The sequence below is a fragment of the Psychroserpens mesophilus genome, assembly GCF_000826645.1.
Taxonomy (GTDB): Bacteria; Bacteroidota; Bacteroidia; order Flavobacteriales; family Flavobacteriaceae; genus Psychroserpens; species Psychroserpens mesophilus.
This window is the reverse complement of sequence record NZ_JXJP01000002.1, coordinates 294,415-310,531: the sequence shown is the minus strand read 5'-3', so window position 1 is coordinate 310,531 and position 16,117 is coordinate 294,415. Positions and strand designations below refer to the sequence as shown.

The following is a 16,117-nucleotide window of genomic DNA, read 5'->3' as shown; positions in this document are numbered from 1 at the left end:
ACATTGTGGCATTTAAATAATGGCAAAAGACAACAAAAATTTAAATAAGAAACCTAAATTAAATCCGTATTGGATATATGGAATTATCATTGCTGCTTTTCTTGGAATTCAATTGTTTTCAGGAGGATTTAGTGATTCATCTACGAAAAAAATAAACCCTTCTGAATTTCTTCAATATCTTGAAAAAGGAGATGTATCAAAACTAGTGATCGTTAATGACAGAGAAGCACGTGTGTATCTTACTAAAGAAGCTCAAGAATTAGAAAACCATAAAAACTCAAAACCGAATAGTTTATTACCATCGGTTACACCTCAACCAAACTACACCTTTGAATTTGGTGAATTAGAATTATTTCAAAATAAAGTAGAAAAAATTTTAGAAGACAACCCGAACCTAAATGTTCCTGTCTCTTTTAAAACAGAAGAAAATCATTGGGGCAATTTCCTGTTTTCGCTATTACCATTTATTCTTATTATAGGTGTTTGGATTTTTATTATGAGACGAATGTCTGGAGGTTCTGGTGGTGGTGCTGGCGGACAAATTTTCAATATAGGAAAATCTAAAGCGAAATTGTTTGATGAAAAAACTGATGTAAAAACATCGTTCAAAGACGTTGCTGGTTTAGAAGGTGCTAAAGAAGAAGTTCAAGAAATTGTAGATTTCCTTAAAAACCCTGAGAAATATACTTCTCTTGGTGGCAAAATCCCTAAAGGTGCTTTATTAGTTGGGCAACCGGGAACTGGTAAAACTTTATTAGCAAAAGCTGTAGCTGGAGAAGCTAAAGTACCATTCTTCTCTTTATCTGGTTCAGATTTTGTTGAAATGTTTGTTGGTGTTGGCGCCTCAAGAGTGCGAGATTTATTCAAACAAGCTAAAGAAAAATCACCTGCAATTATCTTTATTGATGAGATTGATGCTATTGGAAGAGCTCGTGGTAAAAACAATTTCTCTGGTTCTAATGATGAACGTGAAAATACATTAAACCAACTATTAACTGAAATGGATGGTTTCGGTACAAATACAAATGTCATTGTTTTAGCTGCAACCAACAGAGCCGATGTTTTAGATAAAGCTTTAATGCGTGCTGGACGTTTTGACAGACAGATTTTTGTCGATTTACCAGATGTAAGAGAACGTAAAGAAATTTTTGAAGTTCATTTAAGACCTATCAAACAATCTGAAAAGTTAGATATCGATTTCCTGGCAAAACAAACTCCTGGTTTCTCTGGTGCAGATATCGCTAATGTCTGTAACGAAGCCGCCCTTATTGCTGCACGTGGAGGTAAAAAGGCTGTTGGAAAACAAGATTTTCTGGATGCTGTAGATCGAATTGTTGGTGGTCTGGAAAAGAAAAATAAAATCATTACTAAAGAGGAAAAGAAAGCAATTGCTTTTCATGAAGCTGGTCACGCAACGGTAAGTTGGATGCTTGAACATGCTGCACCATTAGTAAAAGTAACAATTGTACCTCGTGGACAATCGCTAGGTGCTGCATGGTACCTACCTGAAGAACGACTTATAGTTCGTCCAGAACAAATGCTTGACGAAATGTGTGCTGCTCTTGGTGGTAGAGCTGCCGAAAAAGTGATTTTCAATAAAATTTCAACAGGTGCTTTAAGTGATCTCGAAAAGGTGACAAAGCAAGCCAGAGCTATGGTTACTATTTATGGTTTAAGTGATAAAGTGGGTAACCTAACCTATTATGATTCTTCAGGTCAATCTGAATACGGTTTTACTAAACCATACAGTGAGCAAACTGCTGAACTCATTGATAAGGAGATATCAGACATCATAGAAAAACAATACCAACGTGCTATTAATTTGTTAGAACAACACAAAGACAAATTAACTCAGTTAGCAGAAGTGCTTCTAGAAAAAGAAGTCATTTTTAAAGACAATCTTGAGAAAATCTTTGGAAAACGTCCTTTTGCTAAACAAGAACTTGTAGAACCAAAGCCAAGTATCGTTACTGATGATAATAAGGCATCTCAATCTGAAGAAGAGTAATCCTTTAATTTCCTATAAAAAACTTAAATTGACTTATGTTTAATTTAAGTTTTTTATATTTGATAAATACTATTTTAAAACTTGATTATTAGCAATTCTTTAAATGAGTCTATTTCGTAAAATCTTCGGTTTAAAAGACACGCCCGAAGATCACATAAAAAGCGAAGAGAGAGGCAAATATATGCCTGAAATAAAACTGCCTATAGACGAGCAATTTACAATCAATTTTAAAGCAAATGGCGGTAAGTTTTTGTATTGTGAAAATATGCAAGAAGTTAATAATAGTCTCAATAATATTTTAAAGGAAAATAACTGGAAAGACGAAAAGGTTTTAATCTTTGATGAACGTCTGAATGAAATGTTCAAGGATTTCAACTTTAAATCTACTAGAAATGTTTCTGAAAGCATATATTTCCTTTCCACTTGTGAATACTTGATTTCGGATGATGGATCCCTTTTAATTTCTTCAAATCAAATTGCTGAAAAAAAGCTAAAAGAACTTCCAGCTAACTTTATAATTTACGCAACTACAAGCCAGTTTGTTCAAAATATTGGAGAAGGTTTAAGAGGAATTAAAGGAAAAAACAAAGAAAAGATTCCTACCAATATCACCACAATAAAGCACTTCAAAACTATTGAAGACAAAGATTTTCTCACCTATGGAAGTAGCTCTAAAAACTTATATTTGCTGCTCCTAGAAGATTTATAGATGAAAGAAACCCTTACAAGAGCGCTCTCTGGACTATTATATATTTCACTTCTTATTGCATCTCTTTATTGGCAACACGCACTTATAGGCCTCTTTTATATATTCGGTCTCATTGCTATGGCTGAGTTTAAAAAACTTATTAATCTTAAAAGTATTTCTCCATATATCGTATACTCAATATTGTATTTAGGTTTCGCTTATTGGGAAATAATTTCAAGTACAACAAATGGCTATGAGGAAGCTTCACAAATTCTATTGGTTATTACCATATTTGTTCAGCTCATTTTAATTAAAGATCTGTTTTCAGAAAAAACCATACCTCTATTTGAGTCCAAGCGATTTATCATCACAACATTTTATTTGTCAAGTGGATTTGTTTTTTTAATTTCTATTGCCAATTTTGGACATACATTCACTCCTCTACTTTTATTGGGCTCATTTGTTTTGGTTTGGGTGAATGATACCTTTGCCTTTCTGGTGGGAAAAAATTTCGGAAAACAAAAACTTTTTCCAAGTGTTTCCCCTAAAAAAACTGTTGAAGGATTTCTAGGTGGTTTGTTTTTTGCGTGTGTTGCCAGTTATTTTATTGCTGAATATACCGAAATTCTTAATTTTACCATTTGGCTCATATTAGCAATTATTGTTAGTGTCTTTGGAACTCTTGGTGATTTGATAGAATCTAAATTTAAGCGTCAGGCAAATGTAAAAGACAGTGGCGTTATCATGCCTGGACATGGTGGTTTACTAGATCGCCTAGATAGTATTATCTTTGCGGCACCATTTATATTTTTATTTTTAAGACTTGTAACGTATGTTTCATAAAGAAGGTTATAAAATTATAGTTATCACACTAGTTCTTGTCATTGCAGGAGTTTTAGTTATCGATTGGTTTATAACTATGGAATGGCTCAGGCTATTGCTATCTGTCACTCTATTGATATTTCTGATTCTAATTTTACAATTTTTCAGAAATCCTAAACGTCATACTAAACTTGAAAATCATACTGCAGTTTCTCCAGTAGATGGTAAAGTAGTTGTCATTGAAGAAGTTTTTGAAAAAGAAGTTTTTAAAGATAAACGTATACAAGTGTCTGTATTTATGTCTCCTATTAATGTGCATGTCACTCGTTATCCGATAAGTGGAAAAGTGAGTTACAGTAAATATCATCCTGGAAAGTATTTGGTGGCTTGGCATCCTAAAGCCAGCGAAGAAAATGAACGAACAACAGTTGTGGTTGATAACAAAAATTTCGGACAAATATTATACAGACAAATTGCTGGAGCATTAGCCAAACGCATCGTAAACTATGCTAAAGTTGATGATGAAGCTGTTCAAGGCAGTGATTCTGGTTTTATTAAATTTGGAAGTCGAGTAGATTTATTTTTACCTTTAGATGCCAATATTAAAGTAAAGCTCAATCAAAAAGTACGAGGTGGTGAAAGTATCATTGCCGAAAAACTATGAATTCAGAAGAATTAGATACTGCATTTCAAGACGCTGTTGCACGAATTAACGCGCACACACAACCGTTTCCAGCCGATTTTCTACTTCGTTTATATGCCTATTATAAAAAAGCGACTAATAATTATGGTCGTCCGAGTAGCAGTAAACCTATCATTAATGCCTTTAAAACCAATGCCTTGTTTCAAATTCAAGATGTTACTCAAGATGAGGCCAAACAAGTATATATTGATTTGGTAAATAATTACTTTTTATACAGAGAATAAGTCCCAAATTTCACGAATTACCAACGCATGAAAAAAATATCTTTAGCCTGTCTTATATCATTAGTTTCAATCTCGTTATACGCTCAAACATTCAATTCATTTTATGCTAGTATTGTTGAGAACACTTCACAAGCAAATATTTTAAATGACTTAACAACCTTTGAAAGCTTCGGAATAAAAAACGTAGGGTCTACTCGTCTAACTGATGCTGAAAACTGGATTACTGCTCGTTATCAAAGTTTAGGCTATACAGATATTGTCTTGCAACCTTTCAGCTATTCATCAGGCACGAGTAACAATATCATCATCACCAAAACCGGAACTGTATACCCAAATACTTTTTTAATTATTGACGGACATTACGATACCATCAATGGTCCAGGAACCAACGATAATGGCTCTGGAACGGTTTTGATTATGGAATTAGCGCGTTTATTAAAAGATATTAATACTGAATACTCTATCAAATTCATTCATTTTTCTGGCGAAGAAGATGGTCTGGTCGGAAGCAATTACTATGTAAACAATACCGTAATTCCTCAAAACTTAGACATTAGACTGGTTTTTAATATTGATGAAGTTGGTGGTCTTGCCGGAACTAATAATAATACCATTGTTTGCGAACGTGATCAAAGTTCTCCTGCTTCAAATAATGCAGCTTCTAATGCATTTACAAATGACTTAGCAACGCTTTTCGAATTGTATTCAACCTTGAATACTGAAATCTCTTATGCTTATGCTTCAGATTATATTCCTTTTGAGAATAATGGTGAAATTATTACTGGTATATATGAAAAAAATGAAACGCCTTATGCACACACTGCGAATGATTTGTTAGTGAATATGGACGTACCTTATTTGTATCAGGTAACCAAAGGGGCTTTAGGAGCTGCGATGGAATTTGCAAAAGCTTATGAAACATTAAGTATAGAAGAAGAAACCCATATCAATAATCAAATACGCATTAGTCCTAACCCTTCTGATGGGTTTTTAGAAATAGCCTTCAACGATCCTTTAGAAGAAACAGTTGAATTTAAGCTTGTTGATATGTTAGGTAAACAAGTCTATGAAACCAAACTTAGCCAACAAAGACAAACCATTTCAATAGACAAACTAGCTGCTGCGCCGTACTTTGCTGTATTTAAACTTGAAAATAAGCGATTTATCAAACGGCTTATCATTGAATATTAATTATAACGCTTAAATACTTTGTTTGAGGTTAATTTTTTTGAATTTTTATAATGCTAAAAATTAAGCTTGATGTATTTGATGCCTGGCCTATTAAACCAATGACTAATGAGAGATTTTTTTAATGAACCACTGACTTTTTCATGTGGAAAAACGATGCCAAATCGTTTTATGCTGGCACCAATGACAAATACTCAAAGTCATGACGATGGAACGCTTTCTAATGAAGAATACCATTGGTTAACAATGCGTGCTAAAGGAGGTTTTGGACTAACAATGACTTGTGCTTCGCATGTGCAAGCCAACGGAAAAGGGTTTCCTGGTCAGTTAGGTATTTTCTCAGATAAACACATTGAAGGTCATAAACGTCTTGCTACAGAAATCAAATCAAATGGAAGTTTGGCTGTTGTGCAATTGCATCATGCTGGCATGCGCTCACCAGAAGATTTAATTGAAGGTCAGCCAGTGTCTGCTTCATCTATAAAAAAACACAATGCTCGTGAATTGTCACTTGAAGAAGTGAAACAACTTAAAAACGATTTTATTTCAGCAGCTCTAAGGGCTCAGAAAAGTGGTTATGATGGTGTTGAAGTGCATGGTGCACATGGTTATATTATATCTCAATTTTTAAGTGCAGAAATTAATTCACGTACTGATAATTATGGAGGCAATCTAGACAACAGAGCGCGATTGCTATTTGAAATTACCAACGGTATCAGACAGGCTTGTGGACCAGATTTTGTATTAGGTGTTCGGTTATCTCCTGAACGTTTTGGCATGAAACTTAACGAAGTTAAAACTGTTTGTAAACGGTTTATTGATGAGAATCAAATAGACTTTTTGGATATCTCTCTTTGGGATTGTTTTAAATTTCCCGAAGAAGAAGATTTTCAAGACAAAACCTTATTAGAACATTTTACAAATTTAGATTATGAGCATGTTAAACTAACCGTTGCCGGAAATATTAGAACAGGAACCGATGTACAAACAATTCTGAATGCTAATGTCGATTTCGTTTCTATTGGTCGAGCAGCGATTTTACATCATGATTTTCCAAAATTAGTCCTTGCCAATCCTGACTTTGAGCCTGTTGCGATTCCTGTATCAGAACACTATTTACACAAAGAAGGCTTAAGTGACAAGTTTGTAACTTATATGAAACGTTGGGATGGTTTTGTAGCTGAATAAACTTAATTAGGTTGCTTTTCACTTAAGTATTTCCAATAGCGTTTTGGTACATGTCTTACATGTAATTTCATGTTTTTGCGAGATGCTATATTGGTACTTTTAAAATAGTCCTGCCAAAGGGTTTGAAAGTCCAAATCTTCCGCAGCAAAATAATTTTCATCTGTTTTAGTAAAGTTGAAATCCTTTGGCAAATACATTTGCATAAGCGATACAGTCTGCAAATCATAGTACAAACCGTATTGTCGTTTGATATCATAAATCATCCACTTTTGATCTGCATAACGATTTTTGAAATGTTTTGAAATGAGAGGTAAAACATTAAAGTCTGGTTCTATATTAGCAAAGTATACATCATCTTTAGTCAATTTAAAACGTACAAAGGCTTCCATACGATGCTTTTCACGACCAACCATTTTTGCTATTTGTGCAATCTTTAAAATGGAAGGATGTGAATAATCTTTATCGACATTTTCATCTGAAGCGAAGGCATATGTAATATAATCCAACAATAGAGCTTCTACGCCATCTTGTTCACTTAAAAACGCATAATACAATTGGTAACTTCCTTGAGGAGATAATTTAGATTTTATTCCTTTCCAAACACGATTGGCTTTAGATTCGTCTGTAATAATAATTTCAATTTCAGAAAACAAACCACCTTGTAAGTCTGATTCCTTTTGAAGGTCTACCTGAGTAAGTTTCTGTTCAAATACAGTAAAAACTGCAGTTAAAAATCCATCAAAAGTACCATCGTAACGTAAATTTTTGTGTTTCATTTAGGCAAAAAGACTTAATTGGTTACTTAAGGTCTTTTGATATTTGCTGGTTGAATTTTGCAAAATTAGGCCTTTAATTTTTTCTGAAGATAAATCGCGACGCTCAAAAATATGACTATCACAAACGATAAAATATTGCGCTCTATTCAACGCCAAACCTATCTTTTTGAGATGCTCCCAATTGAGTCTTCTGAACCGTCTGGCATTTAAGATTTTATGAACCGACCGCATTCCTAAACCAGGAATTCTGGCCAGCATACGTTTATCTGCAGTATTAACATCCACAGGAAACTCATGTAAGTTTCGTAGTGCCCAACTCAATTTTGGATCGATATCTAGATCAAGGTTTTGATGTTGCTGATTTAAAATTTCACTCACATCAAACCCATAAAAACGCATCAACCAATCAGTTTGATACAAACGATTTTCACGAAGCATTGGTACAGCGCTTCCTATTTGTGGTAAGCGTTCATCATAACTAATTGGCACATATCCTGAGTAATACACTCGCTTTAAATTAAACTGCTTATAAAAATGATTTGAAGTCTGCATAATCTGGAAATCATTTTCACCACTTGCACCAATAATCATCTGTGTGCTTTGTCCTGCAGGTGCATATTTAGGAGTGCTTTTTATAACTTTCTTTTCCGCTTTATATTGAATAATTTCATTTTTAACTTTTACCATTGGTTTAATAAAATCTTCACGATTTTTATCTGGAGCCAGTCGTTTCAAACCTGATTCTGTAGGGATTTCAATATTAACACTTAAGCGATCCGCATATAAACCGGCTTCTCTCATGAGTTCATCTGAAGCTCCAGGAATAGATTTTAAATGAATATAACCATTAAAATTTTCCTCTAAACGCAACTTTTTTGCTACAGCAACTAGCCTTTCCATCGTATAATCGGCACTTTTAAAAATACCAGAACTTAGAAACAAGCCTTCAATATAATTTCTTCGATAAAAATTTATGGTCAAATCAACCACTTCCTGAACCTTAAAAGCCGCTCTTTTGATATCATTACTCTTACGAGTCACACAATAGGCACAATCGAATATGCAGTAATTGGTAAGTAGAATTTTTAATAAGGATACACATCGTCCATCTTCGGTGTATGAATGACAAATACCCATTCCTGAGGCATCACCAAGACCTTTATTACTATTTTTTCGATTACTTCCACTTGATGAACAAGACACATCATATTTGGCAGCATCAGCTAAAATTTTAAGTTTTTCTTGAGTACGTTCGAAGGACATAAGTAGGATTAATTGAGCGGATAAATATCGTAAAATAATTCAAACAATACTAATAATTTTATAACATATGTTTGAATCATGGGTAATTTTCAAATGAAGCAATAATTTGATGAATTCATTCAATCAGTAACCACTACAATTGCTATTTTGTAACCCTATGAAGTATTTAAAATTCTTAATAGTAGTAATTGTAATCATTCTAATTGTTCGATATATGCCTATAAATTCTCATCATAAAATTCCTGCATCAATAAAAGACCATGTTGAAATGGCTTTATCGTTCTATCCACAATTAAAGAATACAGCCATCGAATTTAAGTTCAAAAAAAATATTAAGAAATCTACCATGCAAGCACAGCCCAAGTTTGCCAGTTTCTTCAGAAGTCGAAAAAACAGATCTTATGTAATACTGATTAGTGAAACCTTTAAAATTGCAGATAAAGAATTTTCAACCAGAGATATACCAGACGATATTTTTATTGGCTGGATTGGTCATGAACTTGGACACATCACTGATTACCAAACAAGAAGTAACCTGAATCTTATTAGATTTGGATTCAATTATATATTTTCTGAATCTTATATAGTTGAAGCCGAACGAACTGCCGATAGCTTTGCAGTAGCTCATGGTATGGAATCGTATATATTGAAAACAAAAAATTTCATTTTAAATCACGCTAACATCACCCAATCCTATAAAGACCGAATCAAAAAATATTACCTGTCTCCTGAAGAAATAATGGAATTAGTAGAGGACAGGAACAATAAGTCATCAGACTAACTACCATTGACAAAAGTTTCCCAATCGGCAAACTTCTCCTCACTCATCACGCGTTCCATCTTAACCTGACCACCTTTCTTTTTGTTCTGAGCATTCCAGTCGTAAAATTTTTCAGTTGAAATCAGTTTCACTTTGACGCCTTTTAAAGCTTTGCTTCGTGCTACCTTATAATTATTATTAGCCTCTTTTAAAGCTTCGTCGAGGGCATTTGAAATGGTCTGTTCATCAATATCAACGAGTTCGGAACCTAGATACCAATAGTGGTAAAATTCACCATCTTCTCCTCGTTGTGCGCAAATGGTATATTCTGGAATTGTCGTATCGAATTTCTTTTCTAATACTTTCATTGCAGCATCCATTTTATTGACAGACAATTGAGAACCAACCGTATTCAGAAAGAACTTCGTACGACCAGTGATTTTGATTTCAGCACGTTCGACATCAGTAAACTCAATGGTATCTCCTATAAGGTAACGCCATGCGCCACTTACAGTACTTATAATTAGCACATAATCTTGATTTGTTTCAACTTCTGATAAACCTATTGATGGTGCATCATCTGTTAAAGAGCCATCTTGATTAATGTATTCAGGTTTAAACGGAACAAACTCAAAGTAAATTCCGTTGTCTGTATTAAGTTGCATAGCATCAGTTTCAGGACGTATTTGCGTGGCGATATAGCCTTCTGAAGCCAAATACGTATCAATAACTGTTACTGGTTTTCCCATTAAAGCATGAAAGCTTTTCTCATAAGGACCGAATGCAACACCTCCAGAAGTATATACTTGTAAATTAGGCCAGATGTCATGAATGTGGTTTAAATTATGATAGGTTATAACTTCCTGAAGCATGAGTTCAATCCAGGATGGAATACCACTTAGTGCTCCAATATCCCAATCTTTGGCTCGTTTGGCAATATGACGCACACGTTCGTCCCAATCATCAATTTTTGCAATGTCTTCACCAGGCTTGTAATACCCTCGAAACCATGAGGGAATATTACTAGCACTAATACCACTAATTTCACCTTCTAAATGATTATTTCGTTCGTCTAAATCTGTTGAACTTCCTAACATCATAATTTCTTTTTCAAAAAAATCGGCAGGTAAATCGAAATTTTTCAGCGCAAATACTTGCTTAATTCCAGACTGACGAATGGCTTCAATCATATCATCGGTTACAGGAATTCGTTTGCTCGTTTTTCCTGTAGTACCTGAACTTAAAGCAAAATAAGTTGGATTACCAGGCCAGGTCACATCAGTTTCACCTTCATGCAATTTGCTCCACCACTGTGAATTAATTTTATCATAATCGAAATAAGGTACCATTTCAGAAAAAGCTTTGGATACATCATCTGAAGTGAGTAATTGGTCAAATGAATAATACTTCCCAAATTGGGTGTTTTTAGCAGTTTCTAAGAGGTGTTTTAAAACGTTTTGTTGATTTTCAAAATGATTCGGTGCTGCTGTTAGAGCATCCTTTAAACCAATGACGCCTTTGATGATATTTCCGATGATAGCCATGTTTTTAATTATATTAAAGTGTTAGATGGTACATTAAGTCAATTATGCAGCAATTTTTCTGCATTCTTCAGCGCATTTTTTACAAGATTCTGCACATCGTTTACAATGGTCGTGTTCATGTGCGTTACAATGATCTGCACAATACTCACAAATTTCAGCACATAAAAGGGCATATTGTTTTGCATAGGCACTATCTGCTGCCATAAATTTTATACACGCCAAACACGCATCAATACATTCTACACAGCATTGCGGACAATCATTGATACTCTCTTGACCAGCCATTTTAATCAGACAGTTTTGACAATCAACTAAACATTGTTGACATGCTTCAAGACATGACTTATAAGATATTTTCATAATTTATAGTATTTGATTTCTAGATAAGTAAATTTCCGAAATTGATCTTAAACCTATTATTCTAATAGCTAAAAGCATTAACTCATTCCATTAATAAGCATACTGATTAATTTTAATCGCTTTTGGAGTAAAAGTTTAGATTGATATATAGGATATTGTAAAAAAACTCAATTATGGATAAATGGTTTAAATTTTCTTCAGATGGACTAATAGCAATTGTACTTACAGCTATAGGTATTTACATCGCTTTAGTTATTTTAACCCGAATAAGTGGTAAACGTAGTTTTTCAAAGATGTCCAGTTTTGATTTTGCAATGACTGTAGCCATTGGTTCTGTTTTAGCAACAGTTATAATTTCAAAATCGGTATCGCTACAACATGGAATTACAGGTTTAGTTGTTATTTATGCATTACAGCTTTTGGTTGCAACAGCACGACGATGGAAACCTATTAGAGAATTAATGGATAATAAGCCAACGCTATTAATGCAAAACGGTAAAATTATTGAAGGCAGTCTTAAAAAATGTAAGGTGACTGAGTCTGATTTAAAAGCTAAACTTCGTGAAGCCAATGTAATTCAATTAAGTGAAGTTAAAGCTGTGGTATTTGAATCTACTGGAGATATTTCTGTGTTGCATGCAGCAGATGACAAAACCATTGACGACTGGATTATGGACTTTTAAAATTGTTTTTTTTTTCAAACAGTTTCCTATAATATTTGATTAAACGATTCATGCGTAGAACTACGCATTGTATTTAGTAAATTTTCTACGTATATTACTTCATATTTCGATCAGAAAAAAATGATTTATACTAAGTTTAATATCAAAATCGCATCCAGATGAAGACTCTACTATTTTCACTTGCCCTAATTTTATGTTTTAATGTATATGCACAGGATACATCTAAAGCTCCTTTTTTAAGAGTGCTTAATTTAGATGGTGAAAAAATAGCTAAAGGAAGACTTGTTCAAGTTACAGACTCAACGCTAACTCTAAGAAAAAACAAAGACACAGTAGAGGTCGTATTTCGTGATATTGGTGTAATAAAAACCAAACGTTCTCTAGGAAATAATTTATTAACAGGAGCTGCTATAGGAGCAGGAACATTTGGACTTATTGGAGTTACGACATCTACCGATCGAGGTTTTCTTAGTCATAGTCCTAGTCAAGGTTTAGGTGCTGGCATCTTAATTGGTGCACCTTTGGGCTCAGCTGCTGGAGGCATCTTTGGACTATTTAAAAATCGAAAAACCTATGATATAAAGGGAAATGAAGAGCATTGGAATGCGTTTAAAGCTCTATTTTCAAATCATTAATACAGTCTAAATCTGGAATAAGAAAAATTAATCCCGTAATAAGGGCAAAGTTGAACAGCGCAGCAATCCTTCTTGTTTGGCAATTTCGGCATAAGGGACTTCTTCAACTGTAAATCCGTGTTCTCGAAGCCAAGTATTTAATCTGGTAAAATTACGTTCGGAAATTATGACATCTTCAGATATTGAAAAAATATTGCTATTCATATGGTACATTTCTTCTTTTGTGATTTCGAAAACGTTATCCTTTCCGAAGAAATCAATCAACCATTGGTATTCACTTTCCACCAAAAACCCATTTTTATGAATAATGGCTTTGTCTTTTCCGACAGGTTGAAAACAGCAATCTAGATGTAAGGCGTTTTCTTTAGGATCGATTTGCGATTTACGAAGATTAAAACTCTTAATTTTTTTGTGTGGAAATTGTTGAGCTACCCAATCGACACCTTCCATATTTGTTCGGGCAACTATATAATTAGCATAATCTGCTTCTCTGTAAGTCCCTATAAAAATATGATCGTTCCATACGATTACGTCACCACCTTCAATATGACACTCTGCTGGTGGTCGAATCACTTTATCAGTATCAATTTGGTCAATTATATACTGAATGGCATCTAACTCTTCCTCTCGATCTGGTAAGATGTTAGCTTTGACAAACACATCATCAATTACAAAACCGATATCTCTGGAAAAGATCTGATTACAGTTCTCGATAATCTCGGGTCTGTAAACTTTAACATCATACTTTTTTAAAACCTCAGCAACAGCTTCCATTTCTTTAACCATATCGTCTTCTTTAGGATAAGTTCCTGCTTTGATGTGTTCCATCGATTTTGGATCGTAAGCTTCCTCTATAGTAGGCGTTGGCCCATTACTTTTGGCAGTTCCAAGAATAACAGCTTTTAAGCGAGAGGTTTCGTTCTGTATGTTTAGTTTCATATATTACAAATATAGAAAAAGCCCCATAATTCCTTATGAAGCTTAATAAATCTTTACTAAGAGCCCTTATCTCTTTGAAATATCTTTAAATGGTCTGTACGTTTCCCCAGTGTATAACTGACGAGGACGACCAATTGGTTCTTTACGCATACGCATTTCTCGCCATTGAGAAATCCAACCTGGTAAACGTCCTAATGCAAACATTACGGTAAACATTTCTGTTGGAATACCCATTGCTCTGTAGATTATTCCTGAGTAGAAATCAACGTTAGGATATAACTTTCTATCAACGAAGTATTGATCTTCTAAAGCTTCTTTTTCAAGACCTTTAGCAATATCAAGAATTGGATCATCAACACCTAAATCACTTAATACTTCATCTGCAGCAGCTTTGATAATTTTTGCTCTAGGATCAAAGTTTTTATACACTCTATGACCAAAGCCCATTAAACGGAAAGGATCATCTTTATCTTTAGCTTTTGCCATGTACTTTTTAGTATCACCACCATCTTCTTTTATAGCCTCAAGCATTTCTAGAACGGCCTGATTGGCTCCACCATGTAATGGTCCCCAAAGTGCAGAAATTCCTGCAGATAATGAAACGAATAATCCAGCGTGAGATGAACCTGTGATTCTTACAGTTGAAGTCGAACAGTTTTGCTCATGGTCTGCATGAAGAATTAATAACTTATCTAAAGCGTTAATTAAAATTTTATTTTGAGTATAGTCTTCATTAGGGCGTTTAAACATCATGTGTAAAATGTTTTCAACATAACCTAAAGACGAACTACCATAATCTAGTGGCATTCCATGTTTTTTACGCATTGTCCATGCCACAAGAATTGGAAATTTACCTAAGATTCTAACAATTGCATTATACATTTCCTCTTCTGAATCTACATTTACAGAACTAGGATTAAAAGCGGTCAATGCACTTGTTAAGGAAGCTAGAACTCCCATTGGATGTGCCGACTTAGGAAATGCATCTAATATTTTCTTAACATCATCATCAACTACTGAGTGCTTTTTGATATCTGAGTGAAATTGGTATAACTCGTCTTGAGTTGGTAATTCACCAAATATTAGCAAATAAGCTACCTCTAAGAAATCAGCTTTTTCAGCTAATTCTTCAATTGAGTATCCTCTATATCTTAAAATTCCTTTTTCACCATCTAAGAATGTAATTGCACTTTCGCAACTTCCTGTATTTTTATAACCAGGATCAATAGTAATCACGCCTCCAGTATCTCCTCGTAGATTTTTAATATCTATCGCAACTTCATTTTCTGAACCTATAACTATTGGAAATTCATATTTTTTACCATTAATCTCTAACGTAGCTTTATCTGACATTTGTTGATGTTTTATATTGTTTTTTAAGTCTTGTAAAATTACGAAATATCTTATGATTTATGAAGTCAATTTATAATGGTTTTAACAATTATTAGATTGATAAAATAGATGCTAATTACTAATCGCTGATAATCTTATTCAGAATGTCTTAAAAAAAGATGTATTGACTTTTAGGAGTTAAATAGTATTTTTGCCTTAAAACTGAATTACATGTTACGATTTTTTTTAGCATTACTTCTAGTGACTTCATTTACTCATGCTCAGGTAATCAATGTAGAGACTCTAAGGAAGCCATCTGACTCCACAAAATGGACAGGTTCTGTAAGTTTAGATATCTCTTTAATAAAAAACAGAAATGATATCTTCAGAATTGCAAATAAAGCTCATGTTCAGTACAAAGATTCTATGAATTTATGGTTGTTTGTAAATGACATTAATTTACAAAAGATTGAAGGAAACTCATTAGTCAACAGAGGTACACAACACTTAAGATATAACAGAAGACTTTCACAAATGGTAAAATGGGAAGCGTTTGTCCAAGCGCAGTATGATGCCATTTCAGATATAAACCTGAGGGCTTTGGTAGGTACTGGACCACGTTTTAAGCTAAGTGAAAATGATAACTATAAGTTTTATTTAGGAACTTTAGTGATGTATGAACATGAAAAAGCTTCAGATGCTGTTGTGAATCGACTTCAGGAAGATATAAGAGGTAGTGCGTATTTGTCGTTTAGTTTATATCCTACAAAAACTTTAAGCATTATCAGTACCAGTTACTATCAACCCAGAATTGATAAGTTTAAAGATTATCGGTTGTCAAGTAATACTTCAGTACTTTTTAAAATCTTAGACGACTTAGCTTTCAAAACTTCATTTAATTACTTCTTTGATGCTTTTCCGGTTACTACTGAAATTCCGAAGACACAATATGAGTTAACTAATGGGTTGTTGTATAGTTTTTAAATAATTTACTTCATAAAAAA

General features: G+C 33.8%; 17 protein-coding genes. 11 read left to right on the top strand and 6 right to left on the bottom strand.

The features are described from left to right. Positions 1–19 precede the first annotated feature (19 nt). From ftsH to TD18_RS03755, 7 genes are all read left to right on the top strand, one after another. Positions 20–2,008 (top strand): ATP-dependent zinc metalloprotease FtsH, encoded by a 1,989-nt coding sequence (gene ftsH / locus TD18_RS03785; RefSeq protein ID WP_040248623.1) that lies wholly within the window; start codon positions 20–22, stop codon positions 2,006–2,008. A gap of 103 nt (positions 2,009–2,111) precedes the next feature. Continuing rightward, the gene (locus tag TD18_RS03780) at positions 2,112–2,717 is read left to right on the top strand and encodes an LUD domain-containing protein (RefSeq protein WP_040248620.1); all 606 of its coding nucleotides are present in this window, start codon (positions 2,112–2,114) and stop codon (positions 2,715–2,717) included. Next, entirely contained in the window at positions 2,718–3,539 is an 822-nt protein-coding gene (locus TD18_RS03775; RefSeq protein ID WP_040248617.1) for a phosphatidate cytidylyltransferase, read from the top strand. After that, positions 3,529–4,182 carry a phosphatidylserine decarboxylase family protein gene (locus TD18_RS03770; protein WP_040248615.1) on the top strand — a complete coding sequence of 218 codons (654 nt, stop codon included), beginning with the start codon at positions 3,529–3,531 and terminating at the stop codon, positions 4,180–4,182. Before TD18_RS03775 ends, TD18_RS03770 begins: the two co-directional genes overlap by 11 nt. Beyond that, entirely contained in the window at positions 4,179–4,445 is a 267-nt protein-coding gene (locus TD18_RS03765; RefSeq protein ID WP_040248613.1) for an acyl-CoA-binding protein, read from the top strand. Before TD18_RS03770 ends, TD18_RS03765 begins: the two co-directional genes overlap by 4 nt. A 27-nt stretch (positions 4,446–4,472) precedes the next feature. Next, positions 4,473–5,636 (top strand): M28 family peptidase, encoded by a 1,164-nt coding sequence (locus tag TD18_RS03760; protein ID WP_040248611.1) that lies wholly within the window; start codon positions 4,473–4,475, stop codon positions 5,634–5,636. Positions 5,637–5,741: 105 nt separating this feature from the next. Beyond that, entirely contained in the window at positions 5,742–6,821 is a 1,080-nt protein-coding gene (locus TD18_RS03755) for an NADH:flavin oxidoreductase (RefSeq protein WP_040248608.1), read from the top strand. Between the two features lie 2 nt (positions 6,822–6,823). Here TD18_RS03755 and TD18_RS03750 read toward each other — a convergent pair whose 3' ends face one another. After that, the gene (locus tag TD18_RS03750) at positions 6,824–7,597 is read right to left on the bottom strand and encodes a TIGR03915 family putative DNA repair protein (protein WP_040248604.1); all 774 of its coding nucleotides are present in this window, start codon (positions 7,595–7,597) and stop codon (positions 6,824–6,826) included. After that, positions 7,598–8,860, bottom strand: coding sequence for a putative DNA modification/repair radical SAM protein (locus TD18_RS03745; RefSeq protein ID WP_040248602.1), 1,263 nt, complete (start codon positions 8,858–8,860; stop codon positions 7,598–7,600). A 157-nt stretch (positions 8,861–9,017) separates the two neighbouring features. Between TD18_RS03745 and TD18_RS03740 the strand changes: the two genes are divergently transcribed. Further along, positions 9,018–9,641, top strand: coding sequence for a hypothetical protein (locus tag TD18_RS03740; protein WP_241480636.1), 624 nt, complete (start codon positions 9,018–9,020; stop codon positions 9,639–9,641). Here the strand turns inward: TD18_RS03740 and TD18_RS03735 are convergent. Then, entirely contained in the window at positions 9,638–11,164 is a 1,527-nt protein-coding gene (locus tag TD18_RS03735; protein WP_040248597.1) for a GH3 family domain-containing protein, read from the bottom strand. The two genes, TD18_RS03740 and TD18_RS03735, sit on opposite strands and share 4 nt — an antisense overlap. Positions 11,165–11,206: 42 nt before the next feature. Continuing rightward, on the bottom strand, positions 11,207–11,524 hold the full coding sequence (locus tag TD18_RS03730) for a four-helix bundle copper-binding protein (RefSeq protein WP_040248594.1): 318 nt from the start codon (positions 11,522–11,524) through the stop codon (positions 11,207–11,209). 173 nt (positions 11,525–11,697) lie between these two features. On the opposite strand from TD18_RS03730, the gene TD18_RS03725 reads away from it, so the two are divergent. Continuing rightward, positions 11,698–12,207, top strand: coding sequence for a DUF421 domain-containing protein (locus TD18_RS03725; RefSeq protein WP_040248592.1), 510 nt, complete (start codon positions 11,698–11,700; stop codon positions 12,205–12,207). A gap of 158 nt (positions 12,208–12,365) precedes the next feature. Continuing rightward, the gene (locus TD18_RS03720) at positions 12,366–12,842 is read left to right on the top strand and encodes a hypothetical protein (RefSeq protein ID WP_040248590.1); all 477 of its coding nucleotides are present in this window, start codon (positions 12,366–12,368) and stop codon (positions 12,840–12,842) included. A gap of 27 nt (positions 12,843–12,869) precedes the next feature. Here TD18_RS03720 and TD18_RS03715 read toward each other — a convergent pair whose 3' ends face one another. Then, positions 12,870–13,781 carry a dimethylarginine dimethylaminohydrolase family protein gene (locus TD18_RS03715; protein WP_040248588.1) on the bottom strand — a complete coding sequence of 304 codons (912 nt, stop codon included), beginning with the start codon at positions 13,779–13,781 and terminating at the stop codon, positions 12,870–12,872. A gap of 66 nt (positions 13,782–13,847) precedes the next feature. Then, positions 13,848–15,134 carry a citrate synthase gene (locus tag TD18_RS03710; protein ID WP_040248586.1) on the bottom strand — a complete coding sequence of 429 codons (1,287 nt, stop codon included), beginning with the start codon at positions 15,132–15,134 and terminating at the stop codon, positions 13,848–13,850. 210 nt (positions 15,135–15,344) lie between these two features. Between TD18_RS03710 and TD18_RS03705 the strand changes: the two genes are divergently transcribed. Continuing rightward, positions 15,345–16,097 (top strand): DUF481 domain-containing protein, encoded by a 753-nt coding sequence (locus TD18_RS03705; protein WP_040248583.1) that lies wholly within the window; start codon positions 15,345–15,347, stop codon positions 16,095–16,097. Positions 16,098–16,117: the final 20 nt, after the last annotated feature.

Coding starts and splice junctions, on each gene's coding strand:
- ftsH (WP_040248623.1), top strand. CDS start 20: ATGGCAAAAGACAACAAAAATTTAAATAAGAAACCTAAATTAAATCCG.
- TD18_RS03780 (WP_040248620.1), top strand. CDS start 2,112: ATGAGTCTATTTCGTAAAATCTTCGGTTTAAAAGACACGCCCGAAGAT.
- TD18_RS03775 (WP_040248617.1), top strand. CDS start 2,718: ATGAAAGAAACCCTTACAAGAGCGCTCTCTGGACTATTATATATTTCA.
- TD18_RS03770 (WP_040248615.1), top strand. CDS start 3,529: ATGTTTCATAAAGAAGGTTATAAAATTATAGTTATCACACTAGTTCTT.
- TD18_RS03765 (WP_040248613.1), top strand. CDS start 4,179: ATGAATTCAGAAGAATTAGATACTGCATTTCAAGACGCTGTTGCACGA.
- TD18_RS03760 (WP_040248611.1), top strand. CDS start 4,473: ATGAAAAAAATATCTTTAGCCTGTCTTATATCATTAGTTTCAATCTCG.
- TD18_RS03755 (WP_040248608.1), top strand. CDS start 5,742: ATGAGAGATTTTTTTAATGAACCACTGACTTTTTCATGTGGAAAAACG.
- TD18_RS03750 (WP_040248604.1), bottom strand. CDS start 7,597: ATGAAACACAAAAATTTACGTTACGATGGTACTTTTGATGGATTTTTA.
- TD18_RS03745 (WP_040248602.1), bottom strand. CDS start 8,860: ATGTCCTTCGAACGTACTCAAGAAAAACTTAAAATTTTAGCTGATGCT.
- TD18_RS03740 (WP_241480636.1), top strand. CDS start 9,018: ATGAAGTATTTAAAATTCTTAATAGTAGTAATTGTAATCATTCTAATT.
- TD18_RS03735 (WP_040248597.1), bottom strand. CDS start 11,164: ATGGCTATCATCGGAAATATCATCAAAGGCGTCATTGGTTTAAAGGAT.
- TD18_RS03730 (WP_040248594.1), bottom strand. CDS start 11,524: ATGAAAATATCTTATAAGTCATGTCTTGAAGCATGTCAACAATGTTTA.
- TD18_RS03725 (WP_040248592.1), top strand. CDS start 11,698: ATGGATAAATGGTTTAAATTTTCTTCAGATGGACTAATAGCAATTGTA.
- TD18_RS03720 (WP_040248590.1), top strand. CDS start 12,366: ATGAAGACTCTACTATTTTCACTTGCCCTAATTTTATGTTTTAATGTA.
- TD18_RS03715 (WP_040248588.1), bottom strand. CDS start 13,781: ATGAAACTAAACATACAGAACGAAACCTCTCGCTTAAAAGCTGTTATT.
- TD18_RS03710 (WP_040248586.1), bottom strand. CDS start 15,134: ATGTCAGATAAAGCTACGTTAGAGATTAATGGTAAAAAATATGAATTT.
- TD18_RS03705 (WP_040248583.1), top strand. CDS start 15,345: ATGTTACGATTTTTTTTAGCATTACTTCTAGTGACTTCATTTACTCAT.